The organism is Brevibacterium sp. OS20, assembly GCF_056837565.1.
In genome coordinates, this window is record NZ_CM166367.1 from 462,822 (window position 1) to 487,776 (window position 24,955).

A 24,955-nucleotide genomic window follows, 5' to 3' on the forward strand; every position below is an offset into this window, starting at 1 on the left:
GGAGAGGTTCTGCCCCGCCACCGAGCGGTCCATACTGAGAGGGAATCATTCTCGATCGGAAAGGCCCGACTCGCCATGCAGCTCATCACCGGCATCAGCGAACTCGTCGTCAACGACCTCGACACCCTCGGCGAGCTGGGCATCATCACCGATGCCGCGCTGCTCATCGACGACGGTCGGATCATCTGGTCGGGACCGTCCGCTGAGGCGGACACGGCGGTGTCGAGCCGCCTCGGTGAGAGCGTCGGAAAAGGTCTGAACGACGATGACATCGCAAACGGGGAAGTCACCTCGGCGAATGACCTCGGCGGACTCGAGACGATCGACCTCAGTGGCAAAGCCGTCATCCCCGGCTTCGTCGACAGCCACAACCACCTCATCTTCGCCGGTGATCGGTCCGAGGAATTCGCGGCCCGGATGGCCGGACAGAAGTACTCGGCCGGGGGCATCGCCACCACCGTGGCCGCCACCCGCGCAGCGACGGAATCCGAACTCGAGGCCAACCTTGTCCACCTGCTCGAGCAGGCGAAGCGGCAGGGAACGACGACGTTCGAGATCAAGTCCGGCTACGGGCTGACCGTGCCCGACGAGATCCAGGCCCTCGACATCATCAACCGGCACACCGAAGAATCGACCCTCATCGCCGCGCACGTCGTCCCGCCGGAGTTCAAGGACGAGCCGGAACGCTACGTCGACCTCGTCATCGACGAGATCATCCCGGCGGCCGCAGGCAAAGCGAAGTGGATCGACGTGTTCTGCGAAACCGGTGCCTTCACCGAGGTCCAGACCCGGCGGATCATCGATGCCGGCAAGGCCGTCGGAATGAAACCGCGGCTGCACGCCAATCAGCTCACCGAGGGCGGGGCGCTCAAGCTCGGCGCGGAACTCGGCTGCGTGTCCGTCGACCATGCGACCTTCGCCTCCGATGAGGACCTCGCCGTCCTCGCCGAGGCGGGCACCGTCGTCACCCTGCTGCCGAGCATCGAATTCTCCACCCGCCAGCCCTACCCCGACGCCCGCCGCTACGTCGACGCGGGAGTATCGCTGGCGATCGCCAGCGACTGCAATCCCGGTTCAGGGTTCTCCAACAGCATGCCGTTCGTCATCGCCATCGGCGTCCGGGACATGCACTTCACCGTCGAACAGGCGGTGTGGGCAGCGACAGCGGGCGGCGCCAACGCCCTGCAACGCACCGACGTCGGCCACCTCGGAGTGGGAGCCCGCGCCGACCTGGCCATCCTCGACGCACCCAGCTACCGCCACCTGGCCTACCGGCCCGGTGTGCAGCTGGTCGAACGCGTCTACTCCGGCGGTGAGCTCATCGTCGACAATCGACCCCGCGACTGAACCACCTACGCACGAGCACAGTGCGTCGACTGCGAGGAACCACCTCGGCGCCGGCGTATGAGACCTTCACCCACGACTCAGACATCACACTGACGCACTCACAGAAAGGCACACGATGACCACATTCATCGATCTCGACCCCGATACGCTGACCTTCGCCGAGGTGGTCGACGTCGCCCGTCGCGGAGCGTTGGTCTCCCTGTCCGAAGCCACCCTGGCCCGGGTGAACAAGTACCGCGAGGCCATCGACGCCCTCGCTCAGGCGGAGAAGCCCGTCTACGGAGTCTCGACCGGATTCGGTGCGCTCGCCCAGCGTCACATCCCCGCCGAACTGCGCACCCAGCTGCAGAAATCCCTTATCCGCTCCCACGCCGCCGGCGTCGGCGAACCCGTCGAACGCGAGGTCGTGCGCGCCCTCATGCTGCTGCGCGCCCGCACCCTGGCCACCGGTCGGGCCGGCGTCCGCGCCGAAGTCCTCCAGACCTACGTCGACCTGCTCAACGCCGGAATCACCCCGGTCGTCCACGAGTACGGCTCGCTCGGCTGCTCCGGTGATCTCGCACCACTGTCGGCATGCGCCCTCGTCGTCATGGGCGAAGGCGTGGCCGAGGGTCCCGACGGAGTGGCCGGGCCCGCCGATGAGATCCTCGCGAAGGCCGGAATCACCCCGGTCACCCTGGCCGAGAAGGAAGGCCTCGCGCTGGTCAACGGCACCGACGGCATGCTCGGCATGCTCATCATGGCCCTGACCGACCTGGAGAACCTGCTCACCGCCGTCGATGTGTCCGCGGCCATGAGCATCGAAGGACTCTTCGGCACCGACGCCGTCTTCGCCCCTGAACTCCACTACGCGCTGCGCCCGCACGACGGTCAGGCCGCCTCGGCTGCGAACATGCTCGCCTCGCTCGCCGACTCCGGCATCACTGCCAGCCACCGCGACTCCACCCACCTCGTCCAGGACGCGTACTCGATGCGCTGCGCCCCGCAGGTCAACGGTGCCGCCCGCGACGCCGTCGCCTTCGCCACCCAGGTGGCCGAACGCGAACTGCGGGCCGCCATCGACAACCCCGTCGTGCTCACCAATGGAATGGTGTCCTCGAACGGCAACTTCCACGGTGCACCGCTGGCCCATGCCTTGGACTTCCTGGCCATCGTCGCCGCCGACGTCGCCTCGATGTCCGAACGCCGCACCGACCGGATGATGGATGTCGCCCGCAACCAGAACCTCACCCCGTTCCTCGCCGACGACGCCGGTGTCGACTCCGGCCTGATGATCGCCCACTACACGCAGGCGGCCATGGTCTCCGAGGCCAAACGCGGCGCGACTCCGGCCTCGGTCGACTCGATCCCGTCCTCGGCCATGCAGGAAGACCACGTGTCCATGGGCTGGTCGGCCGCACGCAAGCTGCGCAAGGTCGTCGACAACCTCGCCTCCGTCGTCGGCATCGAACTCTATGCCGCCTCCCGTGCCTGCGATATGCGCGACGCCGCACCGGCACCGGTGACCGGAGCCGTGATCGCGGCGATCCGTGAGACGGTGCCGGGGCCCGGACCCGACCGGTTCCTCTCGCCCGAACTCGCCGAGACCATTGCGAAGGTCAAGGACGGCTCGCTCGTCGCCGCCGCCGAGTCGGTCGCACCGCTGACCCACACCGTCACCGCTGCTGCCGGAACCTGGCAACCGGGAGACGGCGGACCGGCCGTCAACGATCCCGAGTTCACTGCGCTGGGCAACCTCGAAGCCGCCGCCGAGGCTTCGGGCACCTCCGCAGCCACCACCCACCAGGACTGACGCCGGGCCGGGGCGGAACCTGCGTGTGGTCCGTCCCGCCCCGCGGCTCGTCCGCACCGGACCCGACCGCCGGGCCTCTGATGCCAGGGCCGGCCGACCACGGCACCGACACATCACCGGACCCGACCGATTTCGAACGGAGTGAACTGACAATGAGCGATGTCGTCTCGCTGCTGAGCCAGATCGAGGACACCGGCCGCGACACCCGCGGGCCGGGCTACCAGCGGCCCGGATTCTCGGCCACCGAACGGGAGCTGCGTGAGTGGTTCCTCGCCGAGGCGGACCGCCGCGGCCTCGACACGGAGATCGACGCCAACGGAATCACATGGGCATGGGCCACCCCGCAGGGTGCGAACGCCGTCGTCACCGGTTCCCACCTCGACTCCGTGCCCGGCGGAGGCGAGTTCGACGGCCCCCTCGGCGTCGCCTCGGCGCTGGCGGCCTTCGACGTGCTCAAGGCCTCCGGCGCACTCGACCAGTCCACCCGGCCCTTCGCTCTGGCAGTGTTCCCCGAAGAGGAGGGCTCACGCTTCGGCGTCGCCTGTCTCGGCTCACGGCTGCTCACCGGCGCCATCGACACCGACCGCGCACTCGGCCTCAAAGACGCCGCCGGTGACACCTTCGCCGACGTCGCCCGTGGCTATGGCCTCGACCCGGATCGGATCGGGCGTGACCAGTCTCGGCTGGCCGGAATCGGTTCCTTCATCGAACTCCATGTCGAACAGGGCGTCGGTCTGATCAACACCGATCAGGCCGTCGCCATCGGCTCCTCGATCATCGGCCACGGGCGCTGGCACTTCGCTTTCTCCGGCCAGGGCAACCACGCCGGCACGACTCCGATGAGCCATCGCGCCGACCCGGTGGTCGCGGCCTCCCGTGCGATCGGGGATATCCCGACCCTAGCGGCCGCCACTGACGCGAGCGCCGTGGCGACCGTGGGCCGTACCCTCATCCACCCGGGCGGGACGAACGTCATCGCTTCGACCATGAGCTTCTGGCTCGACATCCGCCATCCTGACGATGCCGTCGTCAAGCAGGTGCTCGAGGCGATCAGCCGTCGTGCGAAGGACCACGGCGCCGAGTCCGGTGTCGAGGTGACCATCTCGCAGGAGTCCTACTCGCCGACGACCCACTTCACCGCCGACCTCAACTCCCGCCTGACCTCGGTGCTGCCGGACGCTCCGCTGCTGCCCTCCGGCGCCGGACACGATGCCGGAATCCTCGCACCCCATGTGCCGTCGGCGATGCTCTACGTCCGCAACCCGACCGGCGTCTCGCACGCTCCCGAAGAGGCCTGCGAGGTCGACGACCAGAGGGCCGGAGTCGACGCGCTCGTCAAGGTGCTCGCCCGCGAACTCGGCATCGAACACGCCCTTGCCGACAGCAGTACCGGAGGCCCAACGGCAGGAGGTGCACGATGAGCACCCGTTACTGGTGCGAATCCGCATGGGTTGACGGAGCCGTCGCCCACGGGGTGCTGCTGAGCGCCGATGACACCGGAACGCTCACCGCGGTCGAGACCGGAGTCGACGCCGCTCCGTCCGACGCCGAGGCTGTGCACGGGTTTGTCCTGCCCGGCGGAGTCAACGCGCACTCGCATGCCTTCCACCGGATGCTGCGCGGTCGCACCCACGGCGACGGCGGCACCTTCTGGACCTGGCGCGAAGTCATGTACTCCGTCGCCGCGAAACTCGACCCCCAGTCGTACGAGACCGTGGCCCGCGCTGTCTTCGCAGAGATGCTCGCCGGCGGCTACACCTCGGTGGGGGAGTTCCACTACGTCCACCACGCTCAGGACGGAACGCCCTACGGCACCGAGCGTCCCGGTGGGGACGCGAACGACGATGCCGAACGGCGCGCCCACGCGATGGAACGAGCGCTGGCACGGGCGGCCGCCTCGGCGGGGATCCGCATCCGACTGCTCGACACCTGCTACCTCACCGGCGCCATCGACTCCGAGCTCTCGGCCGAACAGGCCCGGTTCGGCGACGGCACGGTCGACGGATACATGGACCGGCACACCGGCCTGATCGACACGTTTTCCGACGAATTCCCCGTCAAGGCTCCAGGTGAGAGCTTCGTTCACGTGGGTGCGGCGATCCATTCGATCCGCGCGGTCCCAGCCGCAAACCTGCCTCGCTTCACCGAACTGTCCGGCCCCGTGCACGTGCACCTGTCCGAACAGCCGGCCGAAAATGACGCCTCACAGGCGGCGTACGGGGCCAGCCCCACCGAGGTGCTCGCCCGCTCGGGCGTCGTCGACGACCGACTCTCGGCCGTCCACGCCACTCACCTGAGCGAGGAGGACATTGCGCTCCTCGGCGGATCCCGGTCGACGATCGTCATGTGCCCATGCACCGAGGCGGACCTCGCCGACGGCATCGGACCGGCCCGGGAACTCGCCGATGCCGGAGCGGTGATCTCCCTCGGCTCCGACCAGCACGTCGTCCTCGACGCCCTGCGCGAGACTCAGGGGCTCGAGGCGGGGGAGCGGCTGCGGTCGGGTCAGCGCGGACGGTTCTCCCCGGCCGAACTCATCACGGCACTCACCGAAGGTGGGGCACGCAGCCTCGACCTTCCGGTCGGCGCGCTCGAGGTCGGGAAGGCGTGCGACTTCGTGGCTCTGCGCACCGACAGCATGCGCACCATGGGATCCCTGGACGAACAGATCATCCTCACGGCCACCTCGGCGGACGTGCATCTGACCGTCAGCGGCGGCCAAGTCCGCGTGCGCGACGGAGTGCACACCGAACTCGGCGAAATCGCCGAGCTCTACTCTCGGGCCTTCGCGGTCTTGGAGATGGAGGGCTGAGTCGTGGCTGAGGTTCCGGCACTGCGGCGGGCGATCGCGATCCTGCGGCATATGGCCTCGTCGAATCGGTCGATCACGGCCGGTGCTCTGGTCAGGTCGCTGGAGATTCCGCGGTCGAGCGCATATGACATCCTTGCCGTGCTCGAGGAGCTCGGCCTCGTCGCGCGCACCGAATCCGGGTATGTGCTCGGAGCCGGTGTGCACGAGCTCGGGGCGTCCTACCTGCGGACGAATCCCCTGCAGCGGTTGGCGCAGCCGATCGTCCGTCAGCTCGCCGAGGATACCGCCACGACCGCGCAGCTGGCCGTCATCCGCGGCTGGGAGACGGAGTACGTGCTCAAGGAGCAGTCGCTCAAATCCGTCGCGGTCATCACCGCCACCGGGGTGCGCATGCCGAGCTACCTCACGGCGACCGGCCGGGCGATCCTCGCCCAGCTGCCGAAGTCCGAGGTGCTGGCGATGCTGCAGTCCGAAACCGAGTTCGTCACGCGCACGGGCAAGGGCCCGACCTCGGTGAAGGCGCTCAACGCCGTGCTCGCCCAGGAACGACGGACCGGCAGCGCGATCGAACACGGCGAAGTCACGCCGGGGATCTCGACGCTCGCGGCACCGGTGTTCGATGTGCTGGGCCGCCCGATCGCGGCAATCGGCCTCTCCTTCGTCACCGAGACCCTGCCCGAGGACACCGGTCCTGTGGTCGACCGGGTCAAGGCCGCCGCCGCCGAGGTGACCGCCAAGCTGCGGTGACGGTGCTCAGTTCTGGTCACGCCACCTCCTTGGGCTGCCGGAGCTGACAATCCTCGCCGACCGCTCGCGTTGCCGTCGCTGTACTGAGTTATGCGGTGAGCGGTGGACGGTAACGTGAGCGGTCGGTGTGATCGGATCGAGCGTCAGAGTCCGAGCACTCGTCGCTCGCGCGCGACCTCCTCGACGATCTGGTGATCGCTGCGCAGTTCCTTGATCAGGGCGATGCCGAGGACGACCACGATGACGGTGAACGGCACCGCCGAGAGCATCGCCGCCTGCTGCAGGGCCTGCAGTCCGCCGACGAGGAGCAGGACCACCGCGCAGCCTCCGGTGAGGAATCCCCAGGTCGCGATGACCGGACGCCGGGGTGCGAAGGAGCCCTGCGACGAGAGCGAGCTGAGGACGAAGGTGTTCGAGTCTGCGGAGGAAACGAAGAACAGGATGACCATGACGATCGTGAAGACCGAAGCGAGCATGGACAGCGGCAGCTGGTCGAGGAGGCTGAAGAAGGCGGTATCGAGGTTGTCCTGAGTGGCCTCACCGATCCCGGCGCCGTCGATGTCGAACTTGATCGCCGAACCGCCCATGACGGTGAACCAGACGAAGAACACGGCACTGGGCACGAGCAGGACGCCGGCGACGAACTCCCGGATGGTGCGGCCCTTCGAGATCTTGGCCAGGAAGATGCCGACGAAGGCGCTCCAGGACAGCCACCACGCCATCATGAAGTAGGTCCAGCCGAGCATCCATTCGCTGTCTTCGGCATTCGTGGGTGTCATGAAGCTGAGTTCGATGAAGTCTCCGGCGAAGGCTCCGACGGACCGGACGAACAGGTTGGAGACGAAGCCGCTGGGTCCGGTGATGAAGACGAACAGCCCCAGCAGAGTCGCCATGGTCAGCGTGATCTGCGAGATGTACTTGATGCCTCGGCTCACTCCGGTCAGTGCCGAACCGGTGAAGAGGAGGGTGAGCACGGTGATGACGATGATCTGCATGACGATGGTGGAATCGACGCCGAGGACGGTGTTGAGTCCCTCGCCGATCTGCGAGGCGCCGAGCCCCAGGGACGTCGTCGTCCCGAAGAGTGTGGCGATGATGGTGAGGATGTCGATGAAGTTGCCGACCCAGCCGTCGACGAAGCGGCCGAGGACGGGGCGCAGCATCGTGGATACGAGTGCCGGTCGGCCCTTTCTGTGGGTGGAGTAGCCGATCGCCAGTCCGAAGACGCCGAAGATCGCCCAGGCTTGGAAGCCCCAGTCGAGGTAGGAGAACTGCATTGCGCGGATCGCCGCGTCCATGGTCTCCGGCTCGGCCAGTCCGTGGGGCGGGGTCATGAAGTGCGACATCGGTTCGGCCACTCCGTAGCTGACCAGACCGATTCCCATCACAGCTGCGAGGATCATCGCGAGCCAGGTGATCGTGCGGTATTCGGGACGCGAGTCCTGCGAGCCGAGGCGGAGGCGACCGAATCGACTGGCGGCGAACGACACGAGCATCGCGATCGCGGCGAACGGAACGACGAGGTAGATCCAGCCGAATCCGGTGGACACTGTCGTCATGGCTCGCGTCATGATGTCCGACAGGGCATCGGGGGCGATCGTTGCCCACACCATGAAGGCGATGACGGCGATGACCGAGCATATGAAGACTGTCCCGACCCGGTTGGAGTGTGGGGCTGCATCGGGTGCCGTGGGGGAGTCGGCCGTATCAAGTGCGGATCCGGCCCCGCCGGCAGGGGGAGGGTCGTCTGACCCGCTCGAGGAAGCGGACGCGGTTGAGCGGTCGGAACCGCCTGCAGTGCCGCTTGCGGGTTCAGGGGTGGGTGAGTTCAGCATCGTCATCGTGGTCTCCGGACTTACAGCCGCCTCGGTGGCGGGCATGAGCAATCGTCGGTTCAGCGGGTGGGATCGGGCAGATTACACAACAGGCCCCGCGAACTGGGTCGTTCGTGGGGCCGTGCGACTGACGAGTCTATGCGCTCGCCGCCGAATCGCCACATGTATGAGCGCGGAAACAGCAGAGTGTGAGTCTTCTCGCGGTGGAGTACTGACGCTGCCGGGCCCCGCCGACCGCTCGAGTTGTCGTCGCTGTGCCGAGTTATGCGGCCAGCGGTGGACGCTGGCTCGATCGGTCGGCGAGGGGCAGCAGCTGCTCAGAGGTATGGACGAGTGATGAGCTCGAGATACATTCCCGACGGGTCGAGGAAGTAGACACCGCGACCCCCGTGCTCGGTGTTCGTCTCCTGCGGGCGAGTGCGCTGTGGGTCTGCCCAAAAGTCGAGGCCGCGCCGATTCAGCAGGGCAACGGTTCGGTCGAAATGGTCGTCCGAGCAGAGGAAGGCCATGTGCACCGGCAGGATGTCGTATCCCGGCGGGGGAGAAGCGAACTGGAGCATGACCCCGCCGGAGAGCATGATGTTGGCGAACGGTCCCCATATTTGGGTGTGCTCGGCCTCGAGGATATCGACATAAAACTGCGCCGAGGCGGCTGGATCGGCAGCGGCGACGATGGTGTGGTTGAAAGTTGCTGACATGATGAAGTTCCTTTTCAGAAGGTTTCTGATTCGCTGATCGCCCGAGACGTTTTCGGGCATGGTGAACTGAGAATTGAGAAATGGGCTTCATCATGAGGTGGGCCGCGAGCAGAACGCTCGTGACCTCTGCGGCTCAACTATCGACCGGGTTACCGATCCGTGAGCGGCTGTTCGCCTGTCCGGTCATCGGCAACGAGCCTACAACCTGCGGGCTCGAAGCGATACCGTCTCTGCAGAATCCAGCGAGGAGCAGGCGCGCTCACCGCCTCTGGAGCAGGACCGCGACCTCGAGATGCTTCGTGTGCGGGAACATGTCGAAGATCCGTGCCTGGGCGACCTCGTAGGCAGGCATCCGGGCGAGATCCTTCGCCAGAGTGACGGGATTGCAGCTCGAGTAGACGATGTGCTCGACGCCGGAGTTCTCCAGTGCTGCCGACAGACGTGCTCCGATCCCTCGCCGAGGCGGATTGACGATCACGCAGTCCGGTCGTTCGGCGCCGGTTGATGCCGCCAGGTTCTCCTCGGCGAACTCCGTGGCATCGCCGGCGAGGAACCGAGCGTCGATGCCGAGCTCGGCGGCACTGACCTTCGCCGACTCGATCGCCTGCTCGCTCACCTCCACGCCGGTGACCAGGCGCGATGGTGACGCGCAGTAGAGCGCGAACCCTCCGACGCCGCAGTAGAGGTCCCACAGGTTCGAAGCCTCGACAGCGTGCACCCACTCGGCCACTTGGTTGTAGAGCCCGATGGCGACAGCGGTATTCGTCTGGAAGAAACTCTGTGGCCGCAAGTGCAGATCCACCCGATCGAGGTTCATCCGCAGCGACTCTCCGCGGAACATCTCCTCGCGGCTGCCCTCGAGGACCGCTTTGTGCTCGGGCAGCAGATTCACCGACACCACTGACGCATCGGGGACGAGTTCAGAGAGCGGCCCCTTCCTCGACCGCAGCACATCGAGCCCGTGCTGAGTGCGGACGACGAACCGGATCATCAGCTCGCCCGACGGCGCAGCAGTGACATGCACGAACTTCAACTCACCCCTGCGCGCTGCGACATCATAGGGCTCGAGCCCGGTGCCATCGAGGAAGTCCGCAAGCACCGGAATCACCGCACGGATCGCCGGGGCCTGAATTCCACAATCACGCAGATCGACCCCGTGGAACTCCTGATCGAGGATGCCCAGGGTCACGTGACAGGCCGACCCGCCGACGGCGAGCTTCGCCCGATTTCTGAAATCCCGTGCCCCGCCGGCGAAGGTCGGCAGCCACACACGTGGAGCCGCCTCGGCGAGGATCTCGCGGCACCAGGTTTCCTTGTCCGTGATCTGCTGCCCGTAAGGCGTTTCTATAAGAGCGCAGGAACGACATTCCCCGCGCTCGAAATACCCGCAGTTCAGGCGCCCATGATCCGCCGAGGCGGGGGTCAGCGGCAAGGTCGTCATCCCCTCATTCTATTCCGCGATCGGCTCCGGAATATCGTTGACCCGGATCGTCTGGCACTGTAGAGGAATTCGGACAGATCGCCGAAAAACGGGATGGGCGTCGAGAAACGCACGCGCACACCCGTGCCTCGACGCTCAGCCCGTTTTGCGGCGGAGCCGGGAGATCAGGCGGCGATGAAGGCGAGGGCGACGAATGTGCCGAATGAGACGAACGGGGCGATCGCTGCAATCGCGATGGCGATGATGCCGGGTGTTCGGCCCCGCCCGGTGACCGCGGCCGTGATGCCGAGGATGATGCCTGTGAGACCTAAGCAGGTGCACAGGCCCTGGACTCCGACGAGAACGGTCGCCAGGGTCTGATACCAATCCGGTGTGTCCGTGAAGTAGTAGCCGGACGCGGCCTCGGACGGCCCGACGGTCACGCCCAGGATCACCGAGGCGGCCAGGCTCAGGGCCATGGCGACGATCGAGAGCGCCACGGCCACCTTGCCCAGCGCCGGCGACTTCACCGAGGCGGCGCCATCCATTCGAGTGTTGACGCCGTTGTGCGCATCAGCCAGATCGTCGGGCCGCGGCGAGGCATAGACGGGATGGACGGGAGGGGCGGGGACTCGGGGCTGTTGTGCCGCGAGCTCATCGTCGGTGGGCTGGGGGTACGAGAAGTCCGTCGAAGTCATGCTTCGACGCTATCGACGCAGAAAGGCGGCGCCCCACCCTGCTATCCCAAGAGTGGGGTCGGGAAAACCACCCTGCAGGCAGCGCGAGTCAGGGCTTGTGGGCGACGATGAGGAATCTCTTCTGGCTGACGGTGATCGGCTCACTCGATTCGGCCAGGCGTCTGAGGACATCGAGGTTGGACCTGACGGCGAACCCGGGAACGTCCCACGGAATATAGGCGAGGTACTCGATGACCGCCTCGACGTCGGTGAAGCGCATCGTACCCTGCCATTTGCGAGCCGCCTCGATCGACAGACCCTGACTCTCGGCGTCGCTGACGCACGGCTCGAGCTGCTGGTGCAGATCGCCCACCCCGCCGCCGAAGAGGTCGCGGAACTCCTGCGCCTCCGTGCCGTCGACCTGCTGGGTGAGGAACAGCCCGCCCGGGGAGAGGACACGGGCCACTTCGGCGAGGTCATAGCTTTCGTGTCGATTCATCACGAGGTCGAACTCACCGTCGCCCCACGGCATCTCCGGGTGATGATCACTGTCGTACCGGGTGACCTCGACGCCATAGTCCTGCAGCGTCGAGGCGGCCAGGGGAACATTGGGCTCCCACCCTTCGGCCGCGGAGATCGTCGGCGACGGTTCGCCGGGAGGCCTGGCCTCGTCGAGCCGCTCGATGAGTTCGCTGAGGCGCTCGCCGCCTCCCGTGCCCATGTCGAGGCATCTGCTCGACTCGGCCATGGCATCGAGGCAGATCTGATCGAAGTCCCACGGCGGATCATCGGCGACGAGGCGGCCGGCCAGTGGGGAGAAATCCCACCCGGTCATCGCCGCCGTCTCATGGATCCAGGCCCATCGCTCGTGGCGTTCATGGGGAGTCTCGTCGCGCGTGCGACTGCTGTCGGCATATTCGGGCATGTCCACACTCCTCTGCCGGGTGGCTCGGCACCATCACCGAGCAGGTCAGCAATTCTGCCGGACGGCTCAGCGCCGAAGGAGGCGCCGGTGCCGTACTTCGACTCTAGGCCAAAACGGGATCGAGGTGCGGGATGTGGGAGAAGAATTCTCCGGACTGAGACATGGGATATTCAGAGGAAGCAGAACACGAGCACCGCGATGCAGACGACGAGCATTCCCAGACAATTGAGCCAGAAATCCCGACCGACATACCTCGCTCGCAGGTGAGCGGCAGCGGCGCAGAGGAAGTAGACGACGAGGCCCGCCGCGGCTGCTGCGCCGAGCCCGGGAATCCAGATCCCCGTCACCAGGCCTGCTGCGGCGAGGAACTTCACGACGGCGAGTACCCACCACCACTCCCGCGGGAAGCCGACCCCGTCGAGGCAGGCGGCGATCGCCCGCGGGGGACGGAAGGTGAGCAGGCCGTCGCCGAAGACGATGACCGCGAGGACGATAACCGGCCAGACCGGTTCGGGCAGGAGCGTCACAGCGAGCTCCTGACTCTCGTATGGAAGACGATGCTCGCGAGCATCGCCTCGACGGCGTCGTCGAGACCCATCGTCGTCGCCGCCCACCGGAAGAGGATGCCCAGGTAGGAATCGTAGAGAGCCGCGGCGCTGGCCCGTGCGTGGTCCTCATTGATCCCGATCGAGACCAGTGACTCGCTCAGGCGGCTCTGCAGGTCCACGGCGAGAGCGTTGAACACCTCCGGCTCGCCCTTGACTCGCATCATCGCCGCCGCATAGTCGCGGGACAGATCCTCGTGTTCGGCGAAGAATTCGAGGAAGGGCAGGAAGAGTTCGAGCAGATGACGCTGCACCGCCGAGGATGGTCGGGGCGGGCCCGTTGTTGCGCCGGCGTTCGTTTCCCGACGCGACAGGCTCGTGTGTCGCGCCGGTGGCGTGTACCTCCCGTTCTGCAGCTGCCCGATCCACCGATCGAAGCACCGGACGAGGATGACGTCCTTATCACCGACCGACATCACTCTGCCCACCGACACCTCGGCAGTTTTCGCGACTGCCCGAATGGTCGTGGCCTTGAAACCATGTTCGAGGAACAGCTCGGCGGCGGCACCGATGATCCGTTCCTCGGTCTGCCGGCGCTTGCCGGACCTCAGCTGAACGTGTTCACTGACCATGCTCGAACCCTAAGCCCTTCCGTGTTCACTTTCCAGACCCGGTGAGGTGTTGCCCTCAACGGGAAAGTTAATGTACCTTAACTTTATGAACGTCGATTCCTCATCGGTGCGCACCCGCGAGCGCGGGCTGAAGAAGCACGGCCGGAAGAAGATCTCCACGGCAGTGCTCCTCGGCCCGGCCTTCGTCGCGGCCATCGCGTATGTCGATCCGGGCAACGTCGCGGCCAACCTCACCGCCGGTGCGGAGTACGGGTACCTCCTCGTCTGGGTGCTCGTGGCCGCGAACCTCATCGCCGTTCTCGTCCAGTACCTGTCCTCGAAGCTCGGACTCGTCTCCGGGCAGTCGCTGCCGAGTCTGCTCGGTGATCGCCTCCGCAAGCGAAGCCGACTCGCGTACTGGGGGCAGGCCGAGGTCGTCGCCATCGCCACCGACCTCGCCGAAGTCATCGGCGGCGCGATCGCACTGAAGATCCTCTTCGACCTGCCGCTCCTCCTCGGGGGTGTCATCGTCGGCGTGGTGTCGCTGTTCCTGCTCTCGATCCAATCCACCCGCGGTCAGCGTCCCTTCGAGTTCGTCATCATCGGCTTCCTGGTCATCATCGCCATCGGCTTTCTAGCAGGCCTGTTCGTCGGGGATGTGAATTGGGGGCAAGCCGCAGGTGGAATCGTGCCTCGGCTCGAGGGCACGAACTCCGTGGTCCTGGCCGCGAGCATGCTCGGCGCCACCGTCATGCCCCATGCGATCTACCTCCACTCAGCGCTGTCGGTCGACCGGCATCGCGACAATGCGACCGCTACGACTGGGCAGCTGCTGCGCGCCAGCCGCTGGGACGTCGTCCTCTCCCTCGTCGTCGCCGGTTCCGTGAATATCGCGATGCTTCTGCTGGCTGCAGCGGCACTGCGCGGCCAGACCGGCACCGACACCATCGAAGGTGCGCACGCGGTCGTCACGGCCAACCTCGGCGAGGTCGTCGGCCTCTTCTTCGGCATCGGACTCCTCGCCTCGGGGCTGGCTTCGAGCGCCGTCGGATCCTATGCGGGCGCGTCGATCATGCAGGGCCTGCTGCGTGTGAACTTTCCGATCGTGTGGCAGCGCGCGTTCACGATGATCCCGGCACTCGTCGTCCTCGCCATCGGAGTCGACCCCACCTGGGCGCTCGTGCTCAGTCAGGTCGTGCTCAGCCTCGGCATCCCGTTCGCGATGATTCCCCTGGTCAGGCTAACGAACAGTCGCCGGGTGATGGGCGAATTCGCGAACGCGCGATGGATCACGATCATCGCGGCGGCCGCCTCGGCGCTCATCATCGCACTCAACGTCGTCCTCATCGTTCTGTTGGCTCTCGGGGTGGAGTGACCCTCGCCGAGGCGGCCGTGCACTGCCGCTCAGCCCTGACGCAGGTCAATCGGACGGATGAGGATCCGCGGGTCCGAGCGCACCCACCACGGCTTCGGTTCTCCTGCGGCTTTCGCGGCGCGGCGCTCGGCGCGGGTGGCATAGCGAAAGGTGAAGACGCGGACGCGGACGAGGTCCGGCGTTCGTCCGTCGAAGGGGTCGGGACCCATGAGGCGGCGGATCTGCGGGTCTCCGGAGCCGATCTTGCGCACGAGCTCGGTGAACCAGGTCTGCCGGTAGTCGCCGAGACCGGCGAACCACATGAGCCAGTCGAGCCGCAGGTGATAAGGCGCGATGATAGGACCGCGCCGGTGCACGTCACCGGGTTTGCCCTTGAACGCATACTCCCGCCAACCGGCGTCCGGGTCCCCAGCGTCGGAGTCGGTGCTGTCGTCGCCGGAGCCAGAGCCGGCACCGGAGTCGTCGATCCACCCCTCGATGATGATCTCGTTGCGGGTCTCGGTCATCGACCCGAATGCACCATAGGCGTTGCCGAGCCCGAGTCGATTGAAGCTCGCGTTCATCAGCTGATTAGCTGAGAACAGGTTCCGCACAGCCGGCACATTCAGCCACACCTGCCACGCGACGAACACGAGGACGACGATCAGCCACCAGAGCGGCAGGGCCTCGACCGGTGCAGCGGCAGCGGCGGGGTCGATCACCTCGGTGCCGGTGTGATCGGTGAAGAATGCTGTCACGGAGTCCCAACCCCATCTGGGGAAGGGGCCGCCGACGATCCACCGGAAGAACGTGTCGCTGATTCCGGAGCAGGCGAGCAGGATCGTCGCCCAGTTCAGCCACGCATAGTTGCCGCTGACCACGAGCGCGAGCTGGGTGATGATGATGGCAACGGCGGCGAACGACGCGATCGGCTGAGGCAGGAACAGCAGCCATGGAGCGGCGAGCTGGACGATGTGGCTGCCCAGGGTCTCACCCTTGTGCCACCAGCCGGGCATGAGGTGGGCGCGGCGGCTCAGCGAGTTCGGCATCGGCTGCGTCTGATGGTGATAGTCCATGGCGGTGAGGTCACGCCAGGAAGAGTCCCCGCGCATCTTGATCATTCCGGCACCGAATTCGATGCGGATGACGAACCAGCGCAGCAGCAGGATCATCGCCCACGTCGGGGCCACCTCGTGAGAGCCGAGGAACCCGATGAGGAACCCTGCCTCGAGCAGCAGCGATTCCCAGCCGAAGCCGTAGAAGCGCTGCCCGATCGACACGATCGAGAAGTACAGCGCCCACACGCCTAAGAACACCGGGATCGGCATCCATGCCGGTCCGGCCTGAGGCAGACCGATGATCGCCGAGGCGGACAGGACCATTCCGATCACGCAGACGAGGCGCAGCCGTCGGTCCGAATACGAGAACCGCTTCCACCGGAAGAGACTCGGTGCCTGCCGGGCCGAGGTCAGAGCGATGAAGCGCGGGGCGGGGGTGAGTCCCCGCTCGCCGAGGAGGGCCGGGAACTGATTGAACGCCGAGGCGAAGGCGATGAGGAAGAGCACGCCGAAGCCGCGTTGGATGATTTCCCGGGAGATCGTGTAGTCGCCGGCGGTGAGCAGAGCGACCACCTGGCCGAGTTCCATGGCTTAAGTCTCCTCCTGCGGCAGACGTCCCGTCGTGGCCAGAGCGGTCAGTGCTTCGGCGAACGTGTCTGCCTCGCTCGGGTCCCCGCCGACGAGTTCCATGTCCGGACGGTCCCGGAAGTGCACCGAGGTGGTGTGTCCGGCTGGGCGGAACTTGGTGCTGGCTCCGCGCAGCTGTCCGGGATGTGCCTGGTCGAGGATGCGGACCGGGCCCGGTCGGGCGGACTCGGTTCCGGTGCCGGTGGGTGCGGCCAGGAGGAGTCGCTGGTTCGTGGCGGCGAGAATCTGCCCGGTCGGGTTATCCCTATCGGCGAAGTGGAGCATGAGGTTCTCACTTGGGGCGAGAGTCATCAGCAGAGACTGCAGTCGAGCCTCGTGGGCCGCATCGATCCTGTTGGTGACGCGTGCTCGGGCGACGGCGAACAGGCGGGCCGGGATCAGTGCGACCGTTGTGATGATGAGGCAGACGGCGGCCACTGCCAGCCCTGCCGGCGGTGACACCGTGAGGATGTTCGATGCCACGACGCCGATGGTGATGGCCAGGATGGCGATGAGCACAGAGACGATGAGGAAGATCGCCCAGAGCGTGCGGTGGAAGGCGTCGGCGATCGCTCCGAGGGCGAGGCTGAAGTTGACCGTGGCCCACAGTCCGAAGAGCAGGGCGAAGGCCGGCAGAGGCGATGCGGTGAGGTCGCCCCAGACGGTTCCGGGAATGTCGGAGTCCTTAGCGAAGGCGTGCCAGACGAATGCGGCGATGACTCCGCAGACGGCCCATACCGGTCCGACGGCGAACACTCGAGGCCATGGATTCCGGACGAAAGCGGTGGGCGGCTGTCTGCGTTTCACTCCATGCGGATCCGCGGCCTGCTGCGCACGGGCGGCATCGCTGCCAGCGGGCGGTTTGTCCTCATAGAAGGCGAAGGCGGCGATGGCCGAGAAGAAGAACAGGACCAGGATCCCGATGCTCGGCGCCTGGTCCGGGTTGATGCCTCTGAGCACATGCTTGCGGAGCGGATTGATACCGGCATTGGCAAGGAAGAACGGAATCGAGGCGAAGACGGCGAATCCGATCCCGAACACGAGAGTCATGCCCCTAGAGCGTCTGTCCCTATTCATACCTCCATCCTCGCAGGAACTCTGCGAGCCATGGGTGCTGAGATGTTCCGGATCCGTTGCGTCGGAACTACAAGTCTGGTCGAAGGAGTATGCCGGATCAGCGGGGAAGACGGCCCGTCCGAGCGAGGACGGTGATCGCCTCGGCGAAGCGACCAGATGCTTCCTCGGTGCCGCCTGTCACGCTCATCGGCTGCCGGCCGTTGAAGAGCACCGTCGTGATCACGTGGTTGCTGCGACGTTCCGATGCGCCGCCGCTCAGCTGACCGGGCTCGGCCTGTTCGAGGACGAATGTGCGCCCCGGCGCGATGATTGAGGCGCGAAAGATCCGTCGGTCAGTCAGCACCAGCATCTGCGGGTCGGCGGTGCTGCCGTTCGCATGGGCATTCGGCACCTCACCGAGGTAGGTGGTGAGGATCCGCTCTCCCGGTCGGAGGGCGTCTTCGGGCGGTTGAGCGGACCGGCCGGGACTTCGCCGAGTGCCGGCAGTCGGCCGTTCAGCGGAGTCGAAACGGTCGACTCGCCTGATCGCCCACCATCTGAGCGGGATGAGCAGAGCCGTCGAGACGATGAGACAGACCGCGCCGAGCAGAAAAGCGATGACTGTCGGAAGTGTGGCGAGTCCGAAGAAACCGAAGAGACCGGCCGTCAGACACCCCAGGCCGAGCCCGCAGGTGAGAATCGTGAGAGAGACCGGCCGACGATCTCGGCTGAACGCTTCGGCCAGTGACGACCAGGCGAAGGCCATGTTCGCCGTCGCCCAGCAGAGGAACACGATGGACAGGGCGGACAGCGGGTTGCCGGTGAGGTCTCCCCAGACAGATCCCGGAACACCTGGATCCGCGGAATACGTATGCCCGATGAACAGTGCCACCAAAGAGCAGACCGCCCAGATCGGACCGACGAGGAGGACTCGCGGAAGCGGAGCGTGGACGAACCGGGTGAACGACTTCGGTTGCCGTGGAGTGTGCGGCTCCGCCTCGGCGCGGTCGGGATGATCGTCTCCGCTGGCGATGGCCATCGCCGCGATTGCGACCGCATTCAAGGCAAGGAGAAGTCCGAGAATTATGGACGGCGCCAAATAAGGGTCGCCGCCGAAGTCGTCGGGGCTGTGCTTCGATGCGACTCCTGCATTCGTCGACGTGAAGGCGATGAGTGCGATGCCGGCAATGAGCAGACCGAAGACGACGATCTTGCCGATGGTCGGATTCTTCAACTCCATGATTCGATTGTGTCACCGCCGAGGTCGGCACCGATGGTGTGCCGGTAGCGGTCCTGACACATCTGAGCGGTCCCCGGTCAGATTCCCCGTCCCGACGCAGAAGGAGCGGTGACCATATCGGTCACCGCTCCTTCGGTCGCTGTGCTCACCCCGTCACCGAGGCGGCTGTGCACGGTTGGGCACGGCCGCCTCGGCGAGGGGTTTCGCTCAGTGCTTCGGCTCCTCGATGTCTTCGACGTCGTCAGCTTCCTTGGGCACCGCGGGAATCGAATCCGTGGACGGCGGTGTCGGCGGAGTGACGACCGACTGGAACGAATGCTCGTGCGAGTAGGCGAGGAACGACAGGTGGTTCTCGTACCGGTCGAGCACGTCGTCGATGATCTGCTGAGCGCTCAGACCCATGAGGTCGTAGCCTTCCGAACCGGTCTGGGTGAAGACCTCGATGCGGAAGTACTTGTCGTCACCTCGTGGGGCGTTGCGGGCGCCGAACGAGGGCACATTCGCTTCGACGGCCGCAGCCTCGTAGTGGAAGTCGCGTTGGTCGCCCATGTCGACATTGAGCGTGTTCGACATGATCTCGTTGTCCTCGTCGAGCGTCTGGAGGTGTTCGACGGTGTAACCGAGTTCGCGGAACTCGTTGGCCACGGCCTCCAGGGACGGTCCGACCACCTCGGTGACGAAACGGTCGACGGACTTCTTCGACGGGTAGGACCGCAGGGTCGCCAGTCGCTGACGCCAGGTCTTCTCCGGGGTGCGTCCACCGTGTGCCGCGGTGGTGCGGCGACGACGGATCCGGCCCTCGCGTTCGGCGCGCTCCATGCGCAGCACCTTCGAGAACGAGGCCATGACGAGGTAGGCGATGATCGTCACCGGCAGGGCGAAGATCAGCGTCGCGTACTCCATCGTGGTCACGCCGCCGGCGACGAGCATGGCGATCGTGAGCACCGCCGTCACCAGAGCCCAGAAGATGCGCAGCCACTTGGCGCCGTCCTCTTCCGGATTCGGAATCGAGGAGGAGAAGTTCGACATCACCATGGCGCCGGAGTTCGCGCTCGTGAGGTAGAAGAGCAGTCCGGACAGAGTGGCCAGGCCGATGAGGAACGTCGCTCCCGGGAACATCTCGAGCAGGTCGTACCAGCCCTGTTCCGGGGAGGCGATGGCCGTCTTCGCGAACTCGTCGTTGCCGTTGAAGACCTCGGACAGCGCCGAGTTGCCGAAGATCGAGACGATGATGAAGTCGCAGATCACGGGGGCAGTGATCGCAGCGATGACGAACTCACGCAGCGTGCGGCCGCGGGAGATGCGGGCGAGGAACAGCCCGACGAAGGGACCCCAGGCGAGCCAGAAGGCCCAGAAGAACAGGGTCCAGCCGCCCATCCATTCGGATCCGCCGTCGACATAGGCGAACGTCGACAGCGTCCGTTCGGGCAGGGTGAAGATGAAGCGGCCGATGTTCTCGACCATGGCGTTGAGCAGGAAGGCGGTCTTGCCGGTGACGAGGATGTAGAGCATCATCGCCGCGCACGACCAGAGGTTGAGCTCGGAGACGAGGCGTATGCCCTTGTCCACGCCGGAGGTGCAGGCGGCCACAGTCATGACGACGGCCACGATGACGAGCGCGATCTGCAGGGCCAGTCCGGTTTCGAGACCGAAGAGAGTGGCGAACCCGACGTTGAGCAGGACGACGCCGATGCCCATCGAGGTGGCCACACCGAAGACGGTGCCGACGAGGGCGAAGATGTCGATGACATCACCGGTGGCTCCGCGCACGCGCTTGCCCAGCAGCGGGTAGAGGACCGCACGGATCGACAGGGGCATGCCCCACCGGTAGGCGAAGTAGCCCATGGCCATGCCCAGCAGCGAGTACATCGACCAGCCGGCGATGCCGTAGTGGAACATCGTCCACACCACGGCGTCCTGTGCGGCGGCGGCCGATTCGGCTGTGGCGTTGACCGGTTCGAGGTACTGGGTGATCGGTCCGGTCACCGAGTAGAAGAGCATGTCGATGCCCACGCCCGCGGCGAAGAGCATGGCGACCCAGGTGAAGAGGTTGTACTGCGGACGAGAGTGGTCGGGGCCGAGCCTGACGCTGCCTTCCTTGGACAGCGCCACCCAGAGGACGAAGCCGATGACGACGGTGACGGTGACGACATAGAACCAGCCGAGGTTCTCTGCAATCCAGTCCACGACAGTCTTCATCGTCGACTGAGCCGAGTCGGGCATCATCATCGCCCACACGGAGAACGCGAGGATGATGAGGGAGGCGACGATGAAGACTCGCCAATTGACCCGGGAGCCGCGTTCGTCGGAGAGCTCCTCCGGGCCCTTGCTCATCTCCGTACTGTCGATCGGAGCGCGCTTCTCAGGGTCGACGTCCCTGCTGATTCTCGTTGCCCGGTCGGTACCGCCGAATCGTTCACGTTCGACGACTGGGCGCTTCAACGTCTCTTCGTTCGGATCCTGCACGCATCGACCTCCGGTAGACAAAAAGGGACAGGGCCCGAAAATGGGCCCGATCCATTCTACGGGTGGAGGTTTCTCACAAATTCATCACCCCCTCTTTTCAGGAAGTTGACTAAGCGGTGGAGACGTCCGGGTCAGGCTGTGAAAGCAGGTGCTGTCAGGTGAGGGAGCGGGCGCGGTCACGCCCGGGAGCGGGCGGCCACCTCGTTGACGGTGTCGACGAAACGGTGCGCCTGCGCGGGAGTGGTCTCCTCCAACCGCATCGACGATCCGACGTGCAGCTCGACGGTTACGGTCGCGCGTTCGCGGAACTCCTCGGCGCGGACGACGCCGACCTGCCGAGGCGTCGCTTCCGAGAGCTGGGCGATGGAGCCCTCAGCATCGGTGCGCACTCGCATGATGCGCTGGTCGGTGAGGATGAGCAGATCGGTGTCGAACGGAGGCAGGCTCCGCAGCCGCGCGTACTCGATCTCTCCGGGTCGGAACAGACCGGATGCATTGATCCTCTCTGGTCGTGCTCGCTGGTCGTCCGAGGTGAGTGCCCCTCGCCGTGCTGTTGGTCCGGACGCGGTCTTGCGGGCCTTCGCCCAGCGGCGGAATGCACGGAACGGGGGCCAGCCGTCTGTGGGGGAGGGGGCGTCGGGGAGTGCGGGCCGAGCAGACCGCAGGCGGTCAGCGTCGTCGGCCGGGTGAACCGAGTCGGAGGGGAGGGAATGGGAGGTCATGAATGTGATTCTGGCAGGGCCGCCTCGGCGATGGGGCGGGTCGGACGTAATCGTTTGGGAACATCTGTGCCAGACCGCTCACTTCGGATGAAGTGCGGAGTGGGACGACGCGTCCATGGGATACTGGGGGCATGCGCGCAGGTGAAGTCTCCGAGGTCAGTCAGGACTACCTCAAGGCCATCTGGTCGGCTCAGGAATGGGGCGGGGACCCGATGACGGCCACCGAACTCGCGAACCGATTCGGAACGACGAAGGCCAATGTCAGCGAGGTGCTCAAGCGTCTCGACGAACTCGGTCTGATCACTCGAGTTCCCTATAAGCCGCCGGTGCTCACCGAGCAGGGCGAGGCGATCGCATTGTCGATGGTGCGCCGGCACCGGCTGATTGAGACGTTCCTCGTGAAGTCGCTCGGCTACGGCTGGGACGAGGTCCACGACGAGGCCGAGATCCTCGAGCACGCCGCCTCTGATCGGCTCATCGACCGCATCGACGCGTTCCTCGGCCACCCGACGTCCGACCCGCACGGCGATCCCATTCCCGGTGCCGACGGTGCCGTCGATTCCCATATTCCGACCCTTCTCGCCGAGGCGGCCGCCGGTCACTACGAGGTGCTGAGGGTCTCCGACGCCGATCCGCGGATCTTGGGCAAGCTCGCCGAGGCGGGTGTGCTTCCCGATGTCGCGCTCGACGTCGTCGACCGCACCGACGAAGAGGTGACCGTGGACATCGGAGGGGAGCGGGAGATGATCGCTTCCGCGCTCGCAGCGGCCGTGTATCTGCGCGTGGCTTCCTCGGCGAGTTGACCGAGTCGGATCTGTTGATCCGACCGGCAGTGGTGTTTGGGTTCGGTGAGGTCAGAGACCCTCTGCTCAGTTGTTGCTTCGCGGGCGTGGGAACTTCGGTTCAGCGCGCAGCAGGGTCAGCGTCGTGGCTGCGTGAGCGTCGAAACCTTCGACGAGGAAGAGCTTCGGCCAGTCGCACCAGAGTTCTGATTCATACGGGGTGCCGGGCAGGTAGGTTCCGTGCCTGTTCTGCCGATGCCCCGGGTGGGACCGGAACGCCGTTCTGGGAATGGATTGCAGCGTGTCGAACAGGGTCTGATAGAGCACCGGTGTGAAGCCATCACTGCGAGCAGCATCGGCAGTGCTCACCCAGCCGGGTCCGGCAATCGGAATGCCCCGTTTGATCGCCGAACTTATCTGGGCCTTGATGCCGGCGCGTTGTGGGTCAGGGGAGTGGTGGAGGAGAACCTTCGACCAGTGCAGGGCCACCTCGGGTTCGAAGCCCGGCCACTGTTCGGCGGCCCTGCGGCGGTTGTCAGCGTCGTTGTGGGAGTCGGCTGAGTCGTTGAAGTCTGCGGACATGGCAAACCGTCCTTCTCGGGCGCGCCTGTGCAGCGCTGACCCGGATCGAAGCTTGCCCGAGCGGTCGGCGCGGGCCCGTTCTTCCCCTGGGGCACCCGGTCGATGACGGGTTGCCGTGTGGCCGGCCAGGTACCGATGGCCACAGCTCGCGAACGTGATTTCAGTGTAGACGGCGGGTCTGACACGACCTTTGCGTTGGTGACCTCCGTGGCCGGCGGAGGAGGAATCTAGACGAGTCCTTCTTCATCGGCGTCGGCGGCCGATGACCAGTATCGAGGATCGTGGTCCTCGACGGTTTCCCCACAGTCGACACAGGTGCGGAATTCGATAGTCCCGTCGGTATTGAGTCGACCCGGCGTCAGGCTGCTGCTCTCTTCGCAGCCAGGACACCACCCATTGATGAAGCCTCTGATGTGAGTGCCGTGTTCATTGTCCATTCCGGCTGACCTCTCGACCGAATGCGCAGTGCGTGGACCTGCTGTTTTCAGTCTACGAGCGCCGGCAGTCGGCGAAGATGAACTTCCGGAGAAGACGGAGGAGCCGCCGGTGTCGTGGTCCGTCGGCGCATCGGCATGGAGGAGCACGGGCCGGACAACGCCCCGGTCCGACGGGGAAACGTCGGACCGGAGCATCGGAGACTCACCTGCGCGGCAGGTTCCACCTCGGCTGGGGCTGCTGCGGTTTCTGATGCTGATTCATGAAACCGCGTTCGGCCTGCAGATGACCCTTGTCATGGCTCTTCGCCTTCGGATCGGTGCCCGGGATGGAAGCCTGCAGCTTCTCGGTCGCCGGTTTGGCGCCGACGATGGGCATCTCCCCAGTGATCAACGGTGTCTGCGGGGCCGCCTCGGTGACGGGGTTCTGTTTGGGTGCTTTGCTGTTTCGCATGGTCTTTCCCTTCTTCGCATTCTTCTGATCTGTTTCGGTGACCAGTTCGGTGAACAGTCCGGTCCACTGGTCGGGGGTGAGATCTTTGGGCAAGGTGTCTCCTCTGATGTCGTTGCGGTCCATGGTCGATTGCAGAGTGCGATGATCGGTGATGCTCATCTTCGAGAGGATTCCTTTCATTCCTCGCCCGCGACCGGTGAAGACCGAACGGACGAACTGTTGATAATCGGATCGAGCATTGTCTGGAATCGATCCGGTGGGACAGCGATCGATGGTGAGGATGCCGCCATCGACGCTGGGCTTCGGGGCGAACGCGTCGGCGGGGACGCGGGTGACGAGGCGGAAATCGAACCATGGGGTCCATTGCGCGGTCATCATGGTCGATCCGCCGATTCCTGCGCGTTTGCGGGCGACCTCCCATTGGGTGAGCAGAATCGCCCGCTGCCAGCGCCCGGAACGCAGCAGTTTACGGAGGATGGGAGTGGTGAGATGGAACGGCAGATTGCCGACGATGACCGGCCGGTCGAGCCGGGTGGTCAGGATGTCGGCGTGCCGGACCTCGGCCCGCGGGTACGTGTCTTCAAGGTGATCCAACCTCGTTTCGTCGAGTTCGACGAGTGTGAGCTTTCGACCGAGCCGGTAGAGCTCGGAAGTGACTGCCCCATCCCCGGGACCGATCTCCATGATCGGTCCGGAGGTGGAACGAGCCAGGCTCGCAATCGTGTCGATAGTGGTGGGCGAACACAGAAAGTTCTGGCCGAGTTCATGCCG

20 protein-coding genes, 1 pseudogene and 1 riboswitch are annotated in these 24,955 nt (G+C 65.7%); of the genes and pseudogenes, 7 read left to right on the forward strand and 14 right to left on the reverse strand.

Features of this window, described 5'->3' with window-relative positions:
• Nucleotides 1-75 precede the first annotated feature (75 nt).
• From hutI to ACVZTU_RS02030, 5 genes are all read left to right on the forward strand, one after another.
• On the forward strand, nucleotides 76-1,347 hold the full coding sequence (hutI, locus tag ACVZTU_RS02010; protein WP_482401271.1) for an imidazolonepropionase: 1,272 nt from the start codon (nucleotides 76-78) through the stop codon (nucleotides 1,345-1,347).
• 115 nt (nucleotides 1,348-1,462) lie between these two features.
• Nucleotides 1,463-3,139: a histidine ammonia-lyase gene (gene hutH, locus ACVZTU_RS02015; protein WP_139469444.1), complete on the forward strand. Its 1,677-nt coding sequence runs from the start codon at nucleotides 1,463-1,465 to the stop codon at nucleotides 3,137-3,139.
• Between the two features lie 152 nt (nucleotides 3,140-3,291).
• Nucleotides 3,292-4,560 (forward strand): allantoate amidohydrolase, encoded by a 1,269-nt coding sequence (locus ACVZTU_RS02020; RefSeq protein WP_139469443.1) that lies wholly within the window; start codon nucleotides 3,292-3,294, stop codon nucleotides 4,558-4,560.
• Entirely contained in the window at nucleotides 4,557-5,951 is a 1,395-nt protein-coding gene (locus ACVZTU_RS02025) for a formimidoylglutamate deiminase (RefSeq protein WP_139469442.1), read from the forward strand. The genes ACVZTU_RS02020 and ACVZTU_RS02025 overlap by 4 nt, the downstream gene beginning before the upstream one ends.
• A gap of 3 nt (nucleotides 5,952-5,954) precedes the next feature.
• Nucleotides 5,955-6,698, forward strand: a complete 744-nt coding sequence (locus ACVZTU_RS02030; protein WP_139469441.1) for an IclR family transcriptional regulator — start codon at nucleotides 5,955-5,957, stop codon at nucleotides 6,696-6,698.
• A 143-nt stretch (nucleotides 6,699-6,841) separates the two neighbouring features.
• Here ACVZTU_RS02030 and ACVZTU_RS02035 read toward each other — a convergent pair whose 3' ends face one another.
• From ACVZTU_RS02035 to ACVZTU_RS02065, 7 genes are all read right to left on the reverse strand, one after another.
• Nucleotides 6,842-8,578 (reverse strand): BCCT family transporter, encoded by a 1,737-nt coding sequence (locus ACVZTU_RS02035; RefSeq protein ID WP_482401272.1) that lies wholly within the window; start codon nucleotides 8,576-8,578, stop codon nucleotides 6,842-6,844.
• A gap of 272 nt (nucleotides 8,579-8,850) precedes the next feature.
• Nucleotides 8,851-9,231 (reverse strand): VOC family protein, encoded by a 381-nt coding sequence (locus tag ACVZTU_RS02040; protein ID WP_482401273.1) that lies wholly within the window; start codon nucleotides 9,229-9,231, stop codon nucleotides 8,851-8,853.
• Between the two features lie 259 nt (nucleotides 9,232-9,490).
• The gene (locus ACVZTU_RS02045; protein WP_482401274.1) at nucleotides 9,491-10,672 is read right to left on the reverse strand and encodes a methyltransferase domain-containing protein; all 1,182 of its coding nucleotides are present in this window, start codon (nucleotides 10,670-10,672) and stop codon (nucleotides 9,491-9,493) included.
• Nucleotides 10,673-10,836: 164 nt separating this feature from the next.
• Nucleotides 10,837-11,349 carry a hypothetical protein gene (locus ACVZTU_RS02050; RefSeq protein WP_167193545.1) on the reverse strand — a complete coding sequence of 171 codons (513 nt, stop codon included), beginning with the start codon at nucleotides 11,347-11,349 and terminating at the stop codon, nucleotides 10,837-10,839.
• An 88-nt stretch (nucleotides 11,350-11,437) separates the two neighbouring features.
• Nucleotides 11,438-12,253 carry a class I SAM-dependent methyltransferase gene (locus tag ACVZTU_RS02055; protein WP_135810031.1) on the reverse strand — a complete coding sequence of 272 codons (816 nt, stop codon included), beginning with the start codon at nucleotides 12,251-12,253 and terminating at the stop codon, nucleotides 11,438-11,440.
• A gap of 170 nt (nucleotides 12,254-12,423) precedes the next feature.
• The gene (locus ACVZTU_RS02060; RefSeq protein WP_101545914.1) at nucleotides 12,424-12,780 is read right to left on the reverse strand and encodes a DoxX family protein; all 357 of its coding nucleotides are present in this window, start codon (nucleotides 12,778-12,780) and stop codon (nucleotides 12,424-12,426) included.
• The gene (locus ACVZTU_RS02065; RefSeq protein ID WP_135810032.1) at nucleotides 12,777-13,430 is read right to left on the reverse strand and encodes a TetR/AcrR family transcriptional regulator; all 654 of its coding nucleotides are present in this window, start codon (nucleotides 13,428-13,430) and stop codon (nucleotides 12,777-12,779) included. Before ACVZTU_RS02065 ends, ACVZTU_RS02060 begins: the two co-directional genes overlap by 4 nt.
• 85 nt (nucleotides 13,431-13,515) lie before the next feature.
• On the opposite strand from ACVZTU_RS02065, the gene ACVZTU_RS02070 reads away from it, so the two are divergent.
• Nucleotides 13,516-14,784 (forward strand): Nramp family divalent metal transporter, encoded by a 1,269-nt coding sequence (locus ACVZTU_RS02070; protein ID WP_482401275.1) that lies wholly within the window; start codon nucleotides 13,516-13,518, stop codon nucleotides 14,782-14,784.
• Between the two features lie 29 nt (nucleotides 14,785-14,813).
• Here ACVZTU_RS02070 and ACVZTU_RS02075 read toward each other — a convergent pair whose 3' ends face one another.
• The 5 genes from ACVZTU_RS02075 to ACVZTU_RS02095 all read right to left on the reverse strand — a co-directional run bounded on the left by ACVZTU_RS02075 (nucleotide 14,814) and on the right by ACVZTU_RS02095 (nucleotide 21,932).
• The gene (locus tag ACVZTU_RS02075) at nucleotides 14,814-16,409 is read right to left on the reverse strand and encodes a lipase maturation factor family protein (protein ID WP_482401276.1); all 1,596 of its coding nucleotides are present in this window, start codon (nucleotides 16,407-16,409) and stop codon (nucleotides 14,814-14,816) included.
• A 3-nt stretch (nucleotides 16,410-16,412) separates the two neighbouring features.
• The gene (locus tag ACVZTU_RS02080) at nucleotides 16,413-17,498 is read right to left on the reverse strand and encodes a hypothetical protein (RefSeq protein ID WP_482401277.1); all 1,086 of its coding nucleotides are present in this window, start codon (nucleotides 17,496-17,498) and stop codon (nucleotides 16,413-16,415) included.
• A 124-nt stretch (nucleotides 17,499-17,622) separates the two neighbouring features.
• Nucleotides 17,623-18,744 (reverse strand): hypothetical protein, encoded by a 1,122-nt coding sequence (locus ACVZTU_RS02085; RefSeq protein WP_139469432.1) that lies wholly within the window; start codon nucleotides 18,742-18,744, stop codon nucleotides 17,623-17,625.
• Nucleotides 18,745-18,951: 207 nt separating this feature from the next.
• Entirely contained in the window at nucleotides 18,952-21,210 is a 2,259-nt protein-coding gene (betT, locus tag ACVZTU_RS02090) for a choline BCCT transporter BetT (RefSeq protein ID WP_482401278.1), read from the reverse strand.
• Between the two features lie 176 nt (nucleotides 21,211-21,386).
• Nucleotides 21,387-21,932, reverse strand: coding sequence for a hypothetical protein (locus ACVZTU_RS02095; protein ID WP_482401279.1), 546 nt, complete (start codon nucleotides 21,930-21,932; stop codon nucleotides 21,387-21,389).
• 131 nt (nucleotides 21,933-22,063) lie between these two features.
• On the opposite strand from ACVZTU_RS02095, the gene ACVZTU_RS02100 reads away from it, so the two are divergent.
• Nucleotides 22,064-22,735, forward strand: a complete 672-nt coding sequence (locus tag ACVZTU_RS02100) for a metal-dependent transcriptional regulator (RefSeq protein ID WP_482401280.1) — start codon at nucleotides 22,064-22,066, stop codon at nucleotides 22,733-22,735.
• Nucleotides 22,736-22,801: 66 nt separating this feature from the next.
• On the opposite strand, the gene ACVZTU_RS02105 is transcribed toward ACVZTU_RS02100, so the two are convergent.
• Entirely contained in the window at nucleotides 22,802-23,296 is a 495-nt protein-coding gene (locus ACVZTU_RS02105; protein WP_139906711.1) for a hypothetical protein, read from the reverse strand.
• Between the two features lie 43 nt (nucleotides 23,297-23,339).
• Nucleotides 23,340-23,450, reverse strand: a riboswitch (SAM riboswitch).
• A gap of 785 nt (nucleotides 23,451-24,235) precedes the next feature.
• Nucleotides 24,236-24,931: pseudogene (gene erm / locus ACVZTU_RS02110) on the reverse strand (23S ribosomal RNA methyltransferase Erm); the annotation flags it as partial.
• Between the last annotated feature and the right edge of the window lie 24 nt (nucleotides 24,932-24,955).